The sequence below is a fragment of the Microbacterium sp. BWT-B31 genome, from assembly GCF_041379855.1.
Classification (GTDB): Bacteria; Actinomycetota; Actinomycetes; order Actinomycetales; family Microbacteriaceae; genus Microbacterium.
Window position 1 is genome coordinate 69,574 of record NZ_JBFECU010000010.1, and the last position, 16,297, is coordinate 85,870.

General features: G+C 72.4%; 15 protein-coding genes. 6 read left to right on the plus strand and 9 right to left on the minus strand.

The window, feature by feature from the left end:
- Nucleotides 1-52: 52 nt before the first annotated feature.
- Entirely contained in the window at nt 53-1,039 is a 987-nt protein-coding gene (locus AB1K54_RS11675) for a hypothetical protein (RefSeq protein ID WP_371202921.1), read from the minus strand.
- A gap of 161 nt (nt 1,040-1,200) precedes the next feature.
- On the opposite strand from AB1K54_RS11675, the gene AB1K54_RS11680 reads away from it, so the two are divergent.
- A complete protein-coding gene (locus AB1K54_RS11680) occupies nt 1,201-2,046 on the plus strand; it encodes an SDR family NAD(P)-dependent oxidoreductase (protein WP_371202922.1) in 846 nt (281 codons plus the stop codon).
- Between the two features lie 103 nt (nt 2,047-2,149).
- Nucleotides 2,150-2,344 (plus strand): hypothetical protein, encoded by a 195-nt coding sequence (locus tag AB1K54_RS11685; RefSeq protein WP_371202923.1) that lies wholly within the window; start codon nt 2,150-2,152, stop codon nt 2,342-2,344.
- A gap of 120 nt (nt 2,345-2,464) precedes the next feature.
- Here the strand turns inward: AB1K54_RS11685 and AB1K54_RS11690 are convergent, their stop codons facing one another.
- Nucleotides 2,465-3,409: an aldose 1-epimerase family protein gene (locus tag AB1K54_RS11690; protein ID WP_371202924.1), complete on the minus strand. Its 945-nt coding sequence runs from the start codon at nt 3,407-3,409 to the stop codon at nt 2,465-2,467.
- A gap of 96 nt (nt 3,410-3,505) precedes the next feature.
- On the opposite strand from AB1K54_RS11690, the gene AB1K54_RS11695 reads away from it, so the two are divergent.
- The 3 genes from AB1K54_RS11695 (at nt 3,506) to AB1K54_RS11705 (ending at nt 7,300) form a co-directional block, all read left to right on the plus strand.
- Nucleotides 3,506-4,351 carry an NAD-dependent epimerase/dehydratase family protein gene (locus AB1K54_RS11695; RefSeq protein ID WP_371202925.1) on the plus strand — a complete coding sequence of 282 codons (846 nt, stop codon included), beginning with the start codon at nt 3,506-3,508 and terminating at the stop codon, nt 4,349-4,351.
- 241 nt (nt 4,352-4,592) lie between these two features.
- Nucleotides 4,593-5,969: an O-acetylhomoserine aminocarboxypropyltransferase/cysteine synthase family protein gene (locus AB1K54_RS11700; protein ID WP_371202926.1), complete on the plus strand. Its 1,377-nt coding sequence runs from the start codon at nt 4,593-4,595 to the stop codon at nt 5,967-5,969.
- Nucleotides 5,966-7,300, plus strand: a complete 1,335-nt coding sequence (locus AB1K54_RS11705) for an LLM class flavin-dependent oxidoreductase (protein ID WP_371202927.1) — start codon at nt 5,966-5,968, stop codon at nt 7,298-7,300. Before AB1K54_RS11700 ends, AB1K54_RS11705 begins: the two co-directional genes overlap by 4 nt.
- A gap of 184 nt (nt 7,301-7,484) precedes the next feature.
- Here the strand turns inward: AB1K54_RS11705 and AB1K54_RS11710 are convergent, their stop codons facing one another.
- From AB1K54_RS11710 to AB1K54_RS11740, 7 genes are all read right to left on the minus strand, one after another.
- Nucleotides 7,485-8,639 (minus strand): cystathionine gamma-synthase, encoded by a 1,155-nt coding sequence (locus AB1K54_RS11710; protein WP_371202928.1) that lies wholly within the window; start codon nt 8,637-8,639, stop codon nt 7,485-7,487.
- The gene (locus tag AB1K54_RS11715; protein WP_371202929.1) at nt 8,636-9,658 is read right to left on the minus strand and encodes a PLP-dependent cysteine synthase family protein; all 1,023 of its coding nucleotides are present in this window, start codon (nt 9,656-9,658) and stop codon (nt 8,636-8,638) included. Before AB1K54_RS11715 ends, AB1K54_RS11710 begins: the two co-directional genes overlap by 4 nt.
- Nucleotides 9,659-9,817: 159 nt before the next feature.
- Complete coding sequence (locus AB1K54_RS11720; RefSeq protein ID WP_371202930.1) at nt 9,818-10,189, minus strand: CrcB family protein; 372 nt, start codon at nt 10,187-10,189, stop codon at nt 9,818-9,820.
- A complete protein-coding gene (locus tag AB1K54_RS11725) occupies nt 10,186-10,629 on the minus strand; it encodes a CrcB family protein (protein ID WP_371202931.1) in 444 nt (147 codons plus the stop codon). The genes AB1K54_RS11720 and AB1K54_RS11725 overlap by 4 nt, the downstream gene beginning before the upstream one ends.
- 45 nt (nt 10,630-10,674) lie before the next feature.
- A complete protein-coding gene (locus tag AB1K54_RS11730) occupies nt 10,675-11,589 on the minus strand; it encodes an NADP-dependent oxidoreductase (RefSeq protein ID WP_371202932.1) in 915 nt (304 codons plus the stop codon).
- 241 nt (nt 11,590-11,830) lie between these two features.
- Nucleotides 11,831-12,511 (minus strand): SDR family NAD(P)-dependent oxidoreductase, encoded by a 681-nt coding sequence (locus tag AB1K54_RS11735; RefSeq protein ID WP_371202933.1) that lies wholly within the window; start codon nt 12,509-12,511, stop codon nt 11,831-11,833.
- A 69-nt stretch (nt 12,512-12,580) separates the two neighbouring features.
- Nucleotides 12,581-13,438, minus strand: a complete 858-nt coding sequence (locus AB1K54_RS11740; RefSeq protein WP_371202934.1) for an alpha/beta hydrolase — start codon at nt 13,436-13,438, stop codon at nt 12,581-12,583.
- 146 nt (nt 13,439-13,584) lie between these two features.
- On the opposite strand from AB1K54_RS11740, the gene AB1K54_RS11745 reads away from it, so the two are divergent.
- Complete coding sequence (locus AB1K54_RS11745; protein WP_371202935.1) at nt 13,585-16,293, plus strand: AAA family ATPase; 2,709 nt, start codon at nt 13,585-13,587, stop codon at nt 16,291-16,293.
- Nucleotides 16,294-16,297 lie beyond the last annotated feature (4 nt).

Genomic DNA, 16,297 nt, shown 5'->3' on the forward strand with positions numbered 1-16,297 from the left:
CGAGGGTACAGCGCCGCCGACCGTCGCTTCGCGGCCGGATTCGGGGTGAGACTCAGCCCGCGGGCGTCACGAGTGCGAGAAGCTCCGGCGTGGCCGCTCGCGCTCGCAGGGTGGGATCGATCAGGCGGCGGCATCCGTCGAGCTCGACCGTGACGGTCTCCGCGCCGGAGGGCACCGCCGCGTCCTCACCGGCGACCGACAGCTGCACCGTCACCGCTCGGGCCGCCGTCTCGGCGCACGGCCGCGCGGGCGGGGCGAGCAGCGCGGCGGCGATGATCGCCTGCGCATCGGCAGCCGCGAGCTCGCGCACCGCCGTGAACCCGGCGTCGTCGTAGTCGCACAGGCGCGCGCCGCGCACGGCGGCGGGATCCGGCCACCCGGGCAGCTCGTACGGGACGAGCGCCCCGCCGCCGATGCCGTCGGGGTCGGGCTCCGGCGAGCCGCCCACGTCCTCCGCCTCCGCGAGGACCAGGAACTGCGCCGTGCTCGCGCACCCTGCCGCGAGCGCCTCGGCGGACTCGACGAGTGCGTCGGGGGTGAGGGTCTCGGCGACCACGTCGAGCGCGCCGAGCGCGGCATCCAGCCCCACGTCCTTCGGAGCGCCGCAGCCGTTCACCGGAATCGCGAGCCGCACGAACGTTCCGTCGGATCCCTCGAGCCACAGCTCGGGCAGGAGGTACCCGATGGCGGTGCACGGTCCGAGCGATCTCGGATCGCTCGGCTTCGCGAGGGCGGCCAGCACGGGCTCGAGGTCTCCCTCGAGTCGTTCGAGGCGAACTCCCTGCCAGGTTCCCTCGGCGTCCTGCCACCCCGCATACGGGTCGCAGCGCAGCACGGCGACAGCCTCGAACCCATCGGGCACGAGCCCCGCCTCGGCGTAGCCCTCCTCGTAGGTCTCGGGGCACGTCACCGCCGCGACGGGCACCGCCGGCACTCGCGGATCGGGTCCGACCGCGGGGACGACTCCGCACCCGGCCAGCGCGAGCACCCCCGCGAGCACGACGACTGCGTGCACCGCGATCGCGCTGATCCGTCGCATCCGTCGGCCTCCTGCAATCGACGCTAAGGCCGTCACACTCGCCGACGCGCAACGACCCCGTAACGATCCGCCGAACCCGGAGGGCGGGGATCGACGAACGGCGACCATGCGCGAATGGGCGACAATCGACAGACAGCACGGCACCCGACCGAAGGACGACGATGACCAGGATGCCTCCCCTCGACGTGCGCTCGGGGACGACCGCGATCACCGGAGCGGCCAGCGGCATGGGCGCCGAGACCGCCCGACAACTCGCGGCGCGAGGAGCGCGCATCGCCCTGCTCGACCGCAACGCCCACGGTCTGGCAGCGGTCGCGGCGACGCTCGCCGGCGACGGGCACACGATGCACGTCGTGGACCTCACCGACGACCACGCGGTGCGCGACGCGGCGCGCGAGGTCGAAGCATCCCACCCGCGTCTTCACTCCCTGATCACGTGCGCCGGGTCCTCGATGCTGGGCGATCTCGACCAGCTCACGATGGAAGAGATGCGCTGGCTCATGGACGTGAACCTGTGGGGCACCGTCAACATCACCAAGGCGCTGCTGCCGGCGCTGCGGCGAGCGCCCGCGGCGCACATCACGCATCTCGTGTCGATCTACGGCCTGGCGGCTCCCGCGGGGCGCATCCCGTACGCGATGAGCAAGTTCGCGGTGCGCGGGTTCACCGAGGCGCTGCGGCACGAGCTCGAGGACTCGACCGTGTCGGTCGGGGCGGTGTACCCGGCCGGGGTGAAGACCGGAATCATCCTGCACGGGCGCTACGCCGCAGCGATCGACCCCGCCGTCGCCGACCGCGCCGCCGCCGCGCAGGCCGCGATGTACCACACCGAGCCCGCCGACGCGGCGGCGCGCATCGTCGAGGCGACCGTGCGCCGGCGGGCGCGGACCATGGTCGGGCGCGAGTCGCGACCGGTCGACGTGCTCACCCGCGCGACCCCCGTGCACTACTGGCGGTTCATGCGCCGTGCGTTGCGCGCGGCGATCGACACGCGCAGTCCCCTGTGACCGCTTCGCCGCCTGTAGCAGAACGCACCCCCGCTTGGCAACCCCCTCTCGATCTCAGAGTGCCCTCGTAGCGTGGACTCACGCCTTCACGAAGGGAGAGGCCATGGGATTCATGGATGACGCGAAGAAGACGGCAGAAGCCGTCAGCGACCGACTGAAGGACGCGTGGGAGGACACCACGGACCGTGTCTCAGACAAGGTCGACGAGCTGAAGGCCGACGCTGCTGTGAAGAAGGCGGAGGCCGAGAAGGAGTCTGTTCAGAAGCGCAACGATGTTCGGGAGAACGTGCGCGACTGACAGAACCGCCGCAGCCCCGTTCGGGTGCGGGCGCGCGGCACGCATGACGGTGGGCCCCGGGGATCTCCGGGGCCCACCTGTTCGTCTGCGATCGGTGCGGCCGCTGCCCGGCTGCAGCACTCAGCCGATGGCGGCGATGCGCCAGGATGCCGTCGCCGACGCTCCCGGCTCGAGCACGACGAGCCCGGCGTCGTAGTCGTACCGGGCGGCGTTGAAGGCGTCGGGCGCGCACGTCATCGGCTCGACCGCGAGGCCGATGCGGTTGACGGCCGGATCGGGTCGATCGGCGGTGTGCACCTGCACCCACGGGCACGCGGCATCCCAGGTCAGCGCGACGCCCGCGCCTTCGGGGACCGTGAGCCGAACCGTCGTGAGGCCGTCTGCCCCGCGGATCAGGCCCGTGTAGGCGTGGTCGATCTCGGCGGCGCCGATGGCGCGCGCGGAGCGGTAGTCGAAGCGCGCCGCGTCGTCGGCGTCGACCGGGCGCACCCCGGTCGGGATGAGCCGGTCATCGGTGACGGCCAGCACCTCGTCGGCGGGCAGCTCGAGGGTCCACTCGTCCACGCGCCCCGGGCCGGCGACGAGGTACGGGTGCGGCCCGGTGCCCCACGGCGCCGGCGTGTCGCTCCAGTTCGACGCGACGACGGTCTGGGTGAGCCCGTCGACGCCCAGTGAGAACGTGGTGCGCACGAGGATCCGCCACGGATAGCCCGTCTGCGGCGAGATCACGGTGGCGAGCGTGATGTGGTCGGGCCCCTTGTCGATCGCCTCGTACTCGAGCCAGGTGGCGAGCCCGTGCAGGGCGTGGCCGCGCGTGGGCTCGGTGAGGGCGAGCTGGTAGTCGACGCCGCCGAACGAGTACTGCCCGTCGACGACGCGGTTCGGCCACGGCGCGAGCGTCTCGCCGCGGTGCGACGGGCGCACCTCGTCGGCGTCGAACGGCACGACCAGGTCGCGGCCGCCGAACGTCAGGCTGCGCAGCGACGCGCCGACGCTCGCGATGACGGCCTCGTAGTGGCCGGCGCGGATCGCGTGCTGGGTTCCGGATGCGGGGATTCGTGCCATGACGAAGTGTCCTTGGATCGGGGTGAGGGGGCGAACGCCGGTTCAAGTATGGTGTGCGCACACGCACGGGGTGAACCCCCGTGCCAGGGTTGACGTATGCGCATCGCTCTCACCGGATCCAGCGGCAAGCTCGGATCGGTCGTCCTCAGGCACCTGCGGGCAGCGGGTCACGACGTTGTGGCGTTCGACATCGTCGGCGCCCGCGAACCGGGTTTCGTCCGCCTCGACCTCACCGATTACGGACAGGTGGCGGATGCCTTCGCCGGCGTCGACCGCTCGGCGCCGTTCGACGCGGTGGTGCATCTCGGGGCCATTCCGGCGCCCGGGCTCCGCACAGACGCCGACACCTTCCGCAACAACATGACGGCGACCTTCAACGTGTTCTGGGCGGCGGTGCGCGTCGGCATCCGTCGCATCGTCGCGGCGTCGAGCGAGACGGTCCTGGGTCTGCCGTTCGACGTTCCTCCGCCGTACATCCCGGTGAACGAGGAGTATCCGCCGCGCCCCGAGTCGGTGTACTCGATCGTCAAGACGCTCGAGGAGCAGCTCGCGCGCGAGCTCGTCAGGTGGCATCCGGATCTCTCGGTCACCGCCCTGCGGTTCTCGAACGTGATGGCGCCTGAGGACTACGCGGCCTTCCCGTCGTACGACGCCGACGCCCGCGCCCGCAAGTGGAACCTGTGGGGCTACATCGACGCGCGCGACGCCTCGCACGCCATCGAACGGGCGCTCGAGGTCGCGCCGGCAGGCTTCGACAACTTCATCATCGCCGCCGCCGACACCGTCATGACGCGCCCGAACGCAGAGCTCATCGCCGAGGTGTTCCCGGACGTTCCCGTCACGCGCGAGGTCGGCGCGCACGAGACGCTGCTGTCGATCGACAAAGCCCGGCGTCTGCTCGGCTACGACCCGCAGCACTCGTGGCGCGATCATGTGGGCTGAGCGCCGACGCACGACGGCCCTCGCCTGAACGCCGCGCGCTACCGTCTCGGGCGCGACGAAGCGGCCTCGGGTGACGCATCCGCTCCTCCCGCCGCCGACGCCCGGCGCGCGCGACGATGGTGGCGCAGGCCGTGACCGGCGTGTTGCCGTGCATGACGCCCGATGCGCCGCATCCGCCCCCTCCCGAATAGGGTCGCAGGATGACCACCCACGGGACCGCGCCGCGCGAGGGCGAGCGCTGATGCACATCGACGAGCGAGAGCTGGGTTTCGCGACCCGCCAGCTGCACGCCGGCAAGGCGGGCGACGACACCCATGGCGCGCGCGCCACCCCGATCTACCTCACGGCCGGGTTCGAGTTCGAAGGACTCGACGATGGCCGCGCGCGGTTCGACGGCACGAGCGACGGCTACAGCTACACGCGTGTGGCCAACCCCACGAATGCGGCCGTCGAGCGCCGCATCGCCGCGCTCGAGGGCGGCGCGGGGGCGCTTCTGGTCTCGACCGGCCAGGCCGCCACGACGACCGCGGTGCTCGCGCTGGCGGCGGCCGGCGACCACATCGTGTCGTCCGCGCACGCGTACGAGGGCACGCGGGAGCTTCTGCGCGACAACCTCGGCCGGCTCGGCATCACGGTCGACTTCGTGGCCGACACGCGGAATCCGGATGCCTGGGCCGCCGCCATCCGTCCCGAGACGCGGCTCGTGTTCGCCGAGTCGATCGCCAACCCCCGCAACCAGGTGCTCGACGTGAGACTCGTCGCCGACGTCGCCCACCGCCATGGGCTGCCGCTCGTGATCGACAACACGCTGGCCTCCCCGTTCCTGCTGCGGCCGATCGAGCACGGCGCCGACGTCGTGGTGCACTCGGCCAGCAAGTTCCTCGCCGGCCACGGCACGGTGCTCGGCGGGGTCGTCGTCGACGGCGGCTGGTTCGACTGGGCTTCGTCGGCGGGCCGCTACCCTCAGCTGACCGAGCAGCGCGGCGCCGACGGCCGCACTCCGGTCGAGCGCTCGGGATCGAACGCGCTCCTTGACTACGCGCGGTCGGTCGCGATGCGGTTCGGCCCGGCGCCTTCGCCGCTCAACGCCTTCCTCATCCTGCAGGGCGTCGAGACGCTGTCGCTGCGCGTGCGGCAGCACTCGGCGTCGGCCCTCGAGATCGCCCGCTGGCTCGCGGCGCAGCCGGGCGTCGAGTCGGTCGACTACAGCGGGCTCGCCTCGCACCCCGACCACGACCTCGCCGTGCGGTACCTGCCCGACGGCTTCGGATCCGTGTTCTCGTTCACGCTGCGCGGGGGGCTCGCGGCCGCCGACGCCTTCACGCGCGCGCTGCGCCTGTTCACCCACATGACGCACCTCGGCGACTCGCGCTCGCTCGTGCTGCACCCGGGCACGACGACGCACGCGCTGCGCACGGACGACGAGCGGGATGCCGCGGGCATCGGTCCCGGGCTGCTGCGGCTATCGATCGGGCTCGAGGACGCCCCCGATCTCATCGCCGACCTCGCGAACGCGCTCGAGGCGGTCGCCGCGGCGATCCCGGGGTTCGTGGACGGGCCGCCCGCCGCGCCCGCCGGGGGCGTTCCCGCCGACGCCGTCGCGGAGGCCGCTGCGTGACGAAGCAGCAGCACTTCGGCTGGTTCCTCTCGCGCGGCTTCGGCCCGCATGGCTGGGCGCGGCCGTACTACGAGTGGAACTGGCGCTGGCAGGAGCCCGACCTCTACCAGCACTCGGCGCGCGAACTCGAGCAGGCCGGGTTCGACTTCGTGCTCATCGAAGACGCCCTGTCGGTCGGCATCTCGCCCGAGACGCTGAACCTGCGCGTGCGCAAGGCCTATGGGGGCCCCAAGCATGACCCGTGGACCCTCGCGCCCTACCTCTTCGCGGCGACGCGCCACCTCGGCGTGATCCCGACAGCCAATCCGGCGGGCTGGCACCCGTACACCGCGGCACGCCAACTTGCATCGCTGCAGCACCTCAGCCGAGGGCGCGTGGGCATCAACGTCGTGACCGACGTGGGCAGCGCCCACCACTTCGGCCAGGAGCGCCTCCCGCACGATGCCGCGTACGACCGCGCGCAGGAGTGGCTCGACGCGCTGCGGCTGCTGTGGCGCAGCTGGGGCGACGAGGCGCTCATCGCCGACCCCGCGACGCAGATCTACGCCGACGGTACGAAGATCACGGCGGCCCGGCACCGCGGGCAGTACTGGTCGTTCGACGGACCGCTCAACGCCGAGCCGCTGCCGGGCGGCATCGACGGCGAGCCGGTCGTCGCCTCGCCGGGCGGATCGCCGCGCGGGATCGGGTTCGCGGGGGCGAACTCCGAGATCCAACTGGCACTGTCGAACCTCGACGTCGACCAGATCCGCGCCTACCGCGAGCGCGTGCGCGCCGCGGCCGAAGCCGAGGGCCGAGACGCCGACGCGATCAAGACGATGTTCGTGTTCAAGCCGATCGTCGCCGCCGACACCGACGAGGCCGACCGCATCGTGCGCGCCTCCGCCTCACCGAGCGACGCGGATCTGCTCGCCGTGGCCGAGGCCTGGTCGAGCGACCTCGAGACCGACCTCACCGTGCTCGACCTCGACAAGCCGCTGGATCCCGCGATCTTCGGCGAGCACGTGTCGCAGGGCACGATCAAGGGGCTGCGCGGCCGGTTCGACAGCTTCGCGGATGCCCCGTTCCGCGACATCCTCGCCGGCAAAGCGCGCCTCGGGCGCATCGGCGACGGCATCAGCGGCACGGTCGGCACGGCGAACGAGCTCGCCGACCTCATCGAGGCGCTCGGCGACGACGCGGGCAACGACGGACTCATCTTCTCGGGCGACCTGCACCCGGTGACCCTGCACCGCACGCTCGACGAACTGGTTCCGATCCTGCGACGCCGCGGCATCCTCCGCTCGGACTTCACCGCCGGCGGCCTGCGCGCCAACCTCTCCTCCTTCTAACCCCCCCCCCACCCCCACCCCCCCACCCCCCGCGGTGCCGTGCACAACGCAGGACTCCTGCGCGATCTCGGCACCCGCCGCACGCGGAATCCGCGCACCGCGGCGCACGCGTGCGTGCAATTCCTGCGTTGTGCACGGGGGCACGGGGGCGCGGGGCGGGTGGGGGGCGGGGGGTGGGGGGGTGTTAGAGGGAGGTGAGGGTCTGGTCGAGGTCGCGCACGAGGTCGTCGACCGACTCGATGCCGACCGACAGGCGCACGACCTCTTCGGGCACGGCGAGCTCCGTTCCGCGCACCGAGGCGTGCGTCATCGCGTCGGGGTAGTTCACGAGCGACTCGACGCCCCCGAGCGACTCGGCGAGCGTGAAGAGCTTCGTCGACTCGGCGAAGCGGCGCGCGGTCGCGGCATCCGCCAGCGCCACCGACACGATGCCTCCGAACGCCGACATCTGCCGCGCGGCCAGCTCGTGCCCGGGGTGCGACGGCAGACCCGGGTAGTACACGCGCGCGACCCGCTCGTGCGACTCGAGAAAGGATGCCACCGCCAGCGCGTTCTCGCTGTGCCGCTGCATCCGGATCCCGAGGGTCTTGACGCCCCGGGTCGTGAGCCACGCGTCGAGCGGCCCCGACACGGCCCCGGCGGCGAACTGCAGGAACTTCGCCTGCTCGTACACCTCGTCGTCGCTGAGCACGAGGGCCCCGCCGACGACGTCGGAGTGCCCGCCCAGGTACTTCGTGGTGGAGTGCACGACGACATCGGCGCCCAACGCGAGCGGCTGCTGCAGCGCGGGCGACGCGAAGGTGTTGTCGACGACGACGAGGGCTCCGGCGTCGTGGCCGAGGCGCGCCAGCCCCGCGATGTCGGTGATCCGCAGCAGCGGGTTGCTGGGCGTCTCGACCCACACGATGCGGGCGGGCCGCTCCGAGAGGGCGGAAGCCACCGCCGCGAGGTCGCTCATATCGACCACGCGCAGCCGCACGCCCCACGGCCCGAGGATGCGCGCGATCAGGCGGTAGGTGCCGCCGTAGACGTCGCTGCCGAGCAGCACCTCGTCGCCGGGGCGCAGCACCGCGCGCAGCAGGGCGTCTTCGGCGGCGAGACCCGACGCGAACGAGAGCCCGTGGCGACCGCGCTCGAGCGCGGCGAGCTGGGTCTCGAGCGCAGTGCGCGTGGGGTTGCCGCTGCGGCCGTACTCGTACCCCTCGCGCAACCCCCCGATGCCGTCCTGCGCGTAGGTCGTCGAAAAATGCACGGGCGGGATGACCGCACCCGTCGTGGGGTCGAACGCCTGGCCGGCGTGCACGGCTTGGGTGTCGAATCCGGGGGTGGTGTCGGTCATGCGATGCTCCCTGAAGGGGTGTCGGTGGTGGTGACGGCGGTGACGGATGCCTCGGCCGAAGACTCGACGTCGAACCCGTGCGCGCGCATCCAGTCGTCGTCGTACAGCTTCGACAGGTAGCCGCGCCCGTGATCGGGCAGGAGCACCACCACCACGGCGTCGGCCGGCAGGTCGCGCGCGACCCGCAGCGCGCCGACGACGGCCATGCCGCTGGATCCGCCGACGAGCAGTCCCTCCTCGCGCGCGAGCCGGCGCGTCATCGCGAAGGCCTCGGCGTCGCCGACCTGCTCATACGTGTGCACGACCGTGGGGTCGAAGGTCTCGGGCCAGAAGTCCTCGCCCACGCCCTCGACCAGATACCCGTGCAGCGGGCCGCCCGAGTAGATCGACCCCTCGGGGTCGACGCCGATGATCCGCACCTCGTCGGCCGAGGCATCCCTCAGAAAACGGCCGGTGCCGGTGATCGTGCCGCCGGTGCCGACGCCGGCGACGAAGTGGGTCACCCGCCCGTCGGTGTCGCGCCAGATCTCGGGACCGGTCGTCTCGTAGTGGGCGCGGGGGCCGTTGTGGTTGGCGAACTGGTTCGGCTTGAACGCGCCGGGAATCTGGCGGGCGAGGCGGTCCGACACGCTGTAGTACGAGTTCGGGTCGTCGGGCGGCACGTGGGTCGGCACGGTGACCACCTCGGCGCCGTAGGCCTTCAGCACGGCGACCTTCTCGCCGGCGAACTTGTCGGGCACGACGAAGATCATGCGGTAGCCGCGCTGCTGCGCGACCAGCGCAAGCCCGACGCCGGTGTTGCCGCTGGTCGGCTCGACGATCGTGCCGCCGGGCTTCAAGAGGCCGTCACGCTCAGCGGCGTCGATGATGTTGCGCGCGATGCGGTCCTTCGACGACGAGCCGGGATTGAAGTACTCCACCTTCGCGAGCACCGTGGCCGCGATGCCGTCGGTGACGCGGGTGAGTTGGACGAGCGGGGTGTTGCCGACGAGATCGGCGATGCTGCGGGCGTAACGCACGGTTGTGTCCTGAGGGTTCGTGCCGCGCGTCAAGATCGCGCGGGCGCTGTCGGGGTCGTCGGAGGGCGAGCGCGGGGCTCAGCGACAACGACAGCGACAGGTCAGCACGCGGCCACTCTACGGCGCGCCGTCCTCAGGCACCAGTGCGTGTCGTCACATTCACGGGATGAGGCCGCCGGCGACAAGACCGAGAACCGACGCCGCGAGGCTGACGACCAGCATGCCTCCGGCGTGCGTGATCCCCGCGATCCACCGGCCCTTGCGGATCAGCCCGTAGCCCTCGACCGACGCCGAGCTGAACGTCGAATAGCCGCCCAGGAAGCCGACGCCGACGATCTCGTGCAGGCCGTCGGTGTCGAGGTGGCCGATCGTGTACGCGCTCACCAGGCCGAGCAGGAAGCACGCCGTGGCGTTGACGACGATCGTGCCCAGCGGGAACGACGTGCGGTTGAGCTTGCCGACACCGGTGTCGACGACGAAGCGCAGCGCGCCGCCGAGCCCGCCCGCGAGCGCCGTCAGCACGAGGATCACGGCGCCTCCTCGCCCCCGGCACGGGCGCGGGCCACGGATGCTGCGACCCCCGCGCCGATCATCGCCGCCACGAGCCCCAGCACGACGCTGAGCAGCGCGTACGCCACCGCGAGCACCCCGCGCCCATCGCCCACGAGGTTGTCGATCTCGAGGACGAAGGTGCTGTAGGTCGTGAAGCCGCCGATCACTCCGGTGCCCAGGGCCAGTCGCAGCATCCGTCGCCCACCGGTGTCGGGGCCGGCGAACGCGAGCGTCTCGATGAGCGCGGCGAGCACGCAGCTGCCGACGATGTTGATGAGGAACGTCGTCCACGGGAACTGGCCCGGACCCGCGGGGAACGCCAGCTCGAGGCTCGCCCGCACCAGCGTGCCGACCGCGGACCCAGCCGCGACCAGGCCGGCGAGGCCGAGGAACTGCGCAGCGGGACGAGCGGTGGTCACCCGTCGACTGTGCCACGGGTCGGGCCCGTCCGGGCGCCGCGACCCTCAGGGACGCACGACGATCTTGCCCGGAGCGTGGGAGGACTCGAGCTGCGTGAACGCGGCGACCACCTCGTCGAGGGGAAACGTCGCGGCGATCGGCACGACGAGGCGCCCATCGGCGACCGACTCCGCCAGCACCGCGAGGTTCGCGGCCGTGCGGGCGGTGCGCTCGACGTTGTGAGCCCCGATCTCGTCGAGCGCGCCGTAGGCGGCGATTGCCACCATGCGGTCGACCGGCACGCCCACCGCGACCCCGGCGTCGAGGGCCTCTCGCCCGTGGCAGTCGAACACCGCCGTCACCGGCGGAAAGGATGCCAGGCGCTCGGCGAGGCCGTCGCCGTAAGCGACCGGCTCGATGCCGACAGACCGCAGCAGATCGAAGCTGCGCTCCGATGAGGTTCCGATCGCTCGCGCCCCGGCGCCGATCGCCAGCTGCGCCGCGATGAAGCCGACGGCACCGCTCGCCCCGCCGACGAGCACCGTGTCGCCCTCCCCCACCGGCACCGTGACGAGGCACGAGAGTGCCGTCAGGGCGGCCACGTTCAGGGCGCCGGCCACCTCGACCGGCAGGCTCTCGGGGCGACGGGTCAGGTTCTTCGCCGACGCGATCGCGCGCTGCGCGACCGAGCCGCGACCGCTGCCGAGCACCTCGTCGCCCACCGCCGCCGGAGTGCCGTCCCAGTAGAGCGCGTCCGGGCCGACCGCTTCGACCGTCCCGGCGAGGTCCGACCCGATGCGCCGCGGGAAGGGCGCCTGCGACGGCACCGCGCCCAGCCGCACCTTGCTGTCGTAGGGGTTGAGCCCTGCGGCGCGCACGCGCACCGCCACCTCACCCGGGCCGGGTGCGGCATCCGTCACCTCTTCGACATGGAGCACCTCGGGACCGCCGGTGCTGTCGTACAGTGCGGCGCGGGTCATCGCTGCCTCCTCGCGTGGACGGGTCAAACGGGCCGGATGCCCACATGATGCCACGGACCCGGGCCCTCGGGGGCCGATCGCGCCGACCTCCAGCCCCGGCCGATGCCGCCGCCGATCTCGGCGACGGCGAAGGTGAGATGCCGACGCCTCGCCGCGAACCCCGGCAGGCGGCGGTCGCGCGCTTCAGCCGGCCGCCTCGTGCACGACCGGCCTCGGACCAGCCCCGGCCGGACGCCGGGGGTCACAGGTTCGCGACGCCGCGCACCCGGTGGCCGACCGCGATCGACTCGCCCGAGATCGCCCCCGCGAGCGGCGACACCAGGAACGCGATGAGGTCCGCCGAATCGCTCGGGCGCGACTGACCGCCGATGCCCACCGGGATGTCGGTCTGCGGCGTGGGCGTGACGATGCCGGGGTTCACGGCGTTGACGGTCACGCCCGTGCCCGCGACCTTGTCGGCGAGGTTCTTCGCGATGACGATCAGGGCGGCGTTGCGCACCGAACCGGTGATGTTGCCCGTGACGAAGGCGCCCTGGCCGCTCACTCCGACCACACGCCCGTAGCCGCGCTCGACCAGATACGGAATGGCCGCGTTCGCGACCCGCAGGAACGTCATCGCCTTGCCCTCGATCGCGTCGACGACCTGCTCGGGGTCGGAGTTGCGGTCGGGGTCGAGGGTCCGCGCGCTCGGCGCGGCCGCCACCACGACCCCGTCCAGGCGCTCGTGGTCGGCGATGACCTGAGCGATGCCAGCCGTCACCGACGCGTCGTCGGCGGCATCCATGCGGATGCCGTCCGGCGCGTGCCGCGAAGCCGGAACGACGATCGCCCCCTCCGCGCGGAGCCTGGCGACCACGGCGCTGCCGACCAGCCCGTGCCCGCCGACGACGAGGATGACGCGTTCTTCGAGCTGCAGATCCATATCGACAACGCTAGACGGATGCCTCGCCCCGATGTGCGCGCACCCCCACACGGTGGGCGCGCCTGCGCCTCAGCCGGCCGTTGCCGGAGCGGTCGTGCGCACGAGGAAGTCGAGCGCGGCCTGCGCGACCTCGCTCCACCCGTGGTCGATCGTGAGCGAGTGCCCGCGGTCCGGCATCACGACGAACTCGGTGAGGCCGGGGTTCTTGGACTGAATCTTGTACGCGGACTCGGTCGGAGTGACCGGCACGGTGTGGTCCTTCTCGCCGCCGATGATGAGCAGCGGCCCGCGCTCGGGGTTGTTGGTGTCGACCTTCGTCTCGGTGAAGGGGTTGAGGTTCGCCGTGATGACCTGGAAGATCGGGTTCCCGGCGGCCGCGACGTGGAACTCGTCGTAGAGGGCGCGGGCTTCGTCCTCGTCGAGCGCGTTGGCCCAGCCGTACTGGAACTGCTCGAACGACAGCGTGACACCGTGCTTCAGGCTTCGGAGGTTGCCGACGACGGGCGCGGACGACTTGATCGACGACAGCGGAACCGACAGCACCCCCTGGAAGGGCGCCGGATCGATCGCGACGGTGGCGACCGATGCCCCGGCCCCCGCGATCTTCTGGGCGATGAGTCCGCCGAACGAGTGGCCGATCACGGCCGGCTTGGCGTCGAGCCTGGCTATGGCTTCGAGGTAGTGGTCGGTGACCTCCTGCACCATCTTCGACGCGAAGGCGTCGGGGTTGGCGCGCGCGTCGTCGATCGACTCCGGGTCGTCCGGCCAGCCGGGCGCGATCGTGGTGAATCCGGCCTCTTCGAACATCGCGCGCCAGCGATCCCAGCTGCTCGAGAGCAGCCACAGTCCGTGGACGAACGCGACGGGCAGTCTGCCGGAGGCGTTGGCTCGCTCGACCTCGGCGAGTTCGTTGGCGGTGAGGGTCATGGTGTGCTCCGATCGGGACGGTGGCGGATGGTCGAACGGTATCCGCCGGGCGGCGTGCGCGGCATCCGTCAGGGGTACCCGGATTTCCGCGGCATCCGCGTGCCGCTACCTAGCCCGCGCGACACGAGGACTGCCAGAATCCAGGAATGACCGCATCCGGGTCCGACTTCGTCGGGCGCGCTCGCGAGCGGGCGCAGCTCGAGCACGCGATCGACGGCGTCGACGCGGGCGGGCGTGCCCTGCTCGTGGTGGGCGAGCCGGGGATCGGCAAGACGGCCCTCGTCGAGCAGGCCGCCGTCGCGGCGCGATCGCGTGGCCGGGTGATCGCGGCGCTGACCGGGACGGCGGCCGAATCCGCGATCCCGTACGCGGGTCTGCACCTCATGCTCAGCCCGTTCCTCGGCGGCCTCGACCAGCTCGCAACGCCGCAGCGCAGCGCCCTCGAAGCCGTCTTCGGGCTGAGCGACGCGCCGCAGCCGCCTGCGCTGCTCATCGGGCTGGCGACGCTGTCGCTGCTGGCCGAAGCCGGCGCGCAGTCGCCGCTGCTGGTGATCGCCGAAGACCTGCACTTCCTCGACGAGGCGACCCGGACGGCCCTGCTGTTCGTGGCCCGGCGACTCGCCCACGAGCCCATCGTCATGGTCATGACGACCCGTCCCGGTGCCGCCGTGCCGCCCGACGACCCATCGATCGAGCGCATCCCGATGCAGCCGCTGTCGTTCATCGAGGCCGACCGGCTTCTCGACCGCAGGCGCGGCGGCGTCACCGCCGCCGAGCGTCGACTGCTGCTGGATGCCGCGCAGGGCAATCCGCTCGCGCTCATGGAACTCCCGCCCGTCCACGAGCGACCCGCCGTCGCGAGGCCGCTCACCGAGCGTCTCGTGGACGCGTTCGCCGACCGGTTCGCGGCGCTGTCGCCTGCGGCACGGCTGGTCGCGGTCGTCGCGGCCCTCGACGATCGTCCCGATCCGGCCGAGGTGACCGCGGCGGCCAGCGCCGTCGTCGGCGAGCAGGTTCCCGCGACGTCCGTCCGCGAGCTGGAGGCGTCGGGGCTCGTGACCGTCTCGGGTCGCGCCGTGCAGTTCCGGCATCCGCTCGTTCGGCACGCGATCCTGCACTCGGCGACGCCCGGCGAATGGGCGACCGCCGCGGGCGGGCTCGTCACGACCCTCGACCGCCGCCGGACGGTCGCGCTGCGGGCGCACCTCGCGACCGCGCCGGACGAATCGCTGGCCGCAGAGCTTGAGACCCTCGCCGCGCAGCGGGCCTCGGCGGGCGACCTGTCCGCGTCTGCGAGCACGCTCCGCCGAGCCGCCGACGTGAGCCCCGACGAGGCCGGGCGCACCCGCCGGCTTCTGTTCGCCGCCGAGAGCGCCGAGCAGGGGGGCGACTACGCGGAGGCGGCAGCGATCCTGGATGCGCTCGGCGAGCACGACCTCGCGCCGGCGATCCGTGCCCGGGCTGCCTGGCTCGCCGAACTGCTGCCCAATCGCGGCCGCGTGCGCCTGGGCGGCGAGATCGGGCCTGCGCTGCAGGCGGTGACGGACATGCGGCTGGCGGGCGAAGCGGACCGGGCGATGGGTGCGCTGCAGTTCCTGGCGACGCTCGCGTGGGGTTCGTCCCTCGACGACACGAGCGGCGAGCGCATCCTGCACACCGCCCGCGCGTTCGGCCTGCCCGACGACGATCCCCGCATGCTCGTCATCTCGGCCCTCGCGTCGCCGCTGACCGCGCGAGACCTCACGATCCCCGTGCGGAAGCCGGCCGAGATCGCGGCGCTCGACCCGGAGCTGGCGTGGATGTTCGGCTACGCGCTCACCAACTCGGGGCGGGTCGAGGAGGCCGAGGCGTACATGCGACGCTCGCTCAGCGCACTGCGCGAGCAGGGCCAGCTGCAGCGACTGCCGCATCTGCTGCTGTCCTTCGCCTGGAACTGCTACGTGCGCGGGGATCTCGCCGAAGGGCGCTCCGCCACGGACGAGGCCGCCACGATCGCAGTCGACACGCACGACCCGATCGGCGTCGCCGCAGCGCGCGACCTTTCGTGCGTCTTCCGCGCGGCCGACGGCGAGCGTCCCGACCGAGACTGGATCACGGCCGGCTCCGCCGTCGCCGAGGCGGCGCTCGAGACACCGGCCATGCGCACGACCCTCGTCGTGGCCGAGGGACTCGCCGCCCTTTCGAACGGCGACGATGGCGAGGCGTGCGCACACCTCGCCCGCATCCTCGATCCGGCTGATCCCGCCTACCATCCGGTCTTCGCCGCGATCGTGCTCCCGGATGCCGCGGTCGCGGCCATGCGCGCACGTCGCCGCGAGGTCGTCGAACGCGCCGTCGCCCATATGTCGAGCGACCGGTTCCCGCGGTGGCAGTCACCGATCCTCGACGACGCGCTGCGGATCGCCGACCTGCTGATGCGTGCCGACGACGACCTCGAGGCGGCATACGACGCGGTGGACGTCGACGCCCTCACCGGCACCTTCACGCGAGGCAAGCTCGAACTCGCGATCGGCATGCGCCAGCGGCGCCGCAAGCACGTGCGGCTCGCACGCCCGCACCTGCGTGCGGCGAACGCGCTGCTCACGAGCTCGGGGGCGCCGGGGTGGGCCGCTCGCGCGCGGACCGAACTCGCCGCGACAGGCGAGCATGTGCCCGAGACGGATGCCGAGGCGACCCTGGCCGCGCTGACCCCTCAAGAACTGCGCGTCGCCGCGCTGGCCGCGAGCGGCGACTCGAACCGCGAGATCGCCCAGCGGCTCTACCTCTCGCATCGCACCGTCGGCGCGCACCTGTCGTCGGCGTACCGCAAGCTCGGCATCGCCTCACGCGCAGAGCTCGCCAGCGCGCTCGGCTGAGGAA

Bases quoted from the DNA above. Each gene is read 5' to 3' on its own strand.
- AB1K54_RS11695 (WP_371202925.1), top strand. From the start codon at position 3,506: ATGCGCATCGCTCTCACCGGATCCAGCGGCAAGCTCGGATCGGTCGTC.
- AB1K54_RS11730 (WP_371202932.1), bottom strand. From the start codon at position 11,589: ATGACCCGCGCCGCACTGTACGACAGCACCGGCGGTCCCGAGGTGCTC.
- AB1K54_RS11675 (WP_371202921.1), bottom strand. From the start codon at position 1,039: ATGCGACGGATCAGCGCGATCGCGGTGCACGCAGTCGTCGTGCTCGCG.
- AB1K54_RS11735 (WP_371202933.1), bottom strand. From the start codon at position 12,511: ATGGATCTGCAGCTCGAAGAACGCGTCATCCTCGTCGTCGGCGGGCAC.
- AB1K54_RS11685 (WP_371202923.1), top strand. From the start codon at position 2,150: ATGGGATTCATGGATGACGCGAAGAAGACGGCAGAAGCCGTCAGCGAC.
- AB1K54_RS11740 (WP_371202934.1), bottom strand. From the start codon at position 13,438: ATGACCCTCACCGCCAACGAACTCGCCGAGGTCGAGCGAGCCAACGCC.
- AB1K54_RS11745 (WP_371202935.1), top strand. From the start codon at position 13,585: ATGACCGCATCCGGGTCCGACTTCGTCGGGCGCGCTCGCGAGCGGGCG.
- AB1K54_RS11700 (WP_371202926.1), top strand. From the start codon at position 4,593: ATGCACATCGACGAGCGAGAGCTGGGTTTCGCGACCCGCCAGCTGCAC.
- AB1K54_RS11680 (WP_371202922.1), top strand. From the start codon at position 1,201: ATGACCAGGATGCCTCCCCTCGACGTGCGCTCGGGGACGACCGCGATC.
- AB1K54_RS11710 (WP_371202928.1), bottom strand. From the start codon at position 8,639: ATGACCGACACCACCCCCGGATTCGACACCCAAGCCGTGCACGCCGGC.
- AB1K54_RS11690 (WP_371202924.1), bottom strand. From the start codon at position 3,409: ATGGCACGAATCCCCGCATCCGGAACCCAGCACGCGATCCGCGCCGGC.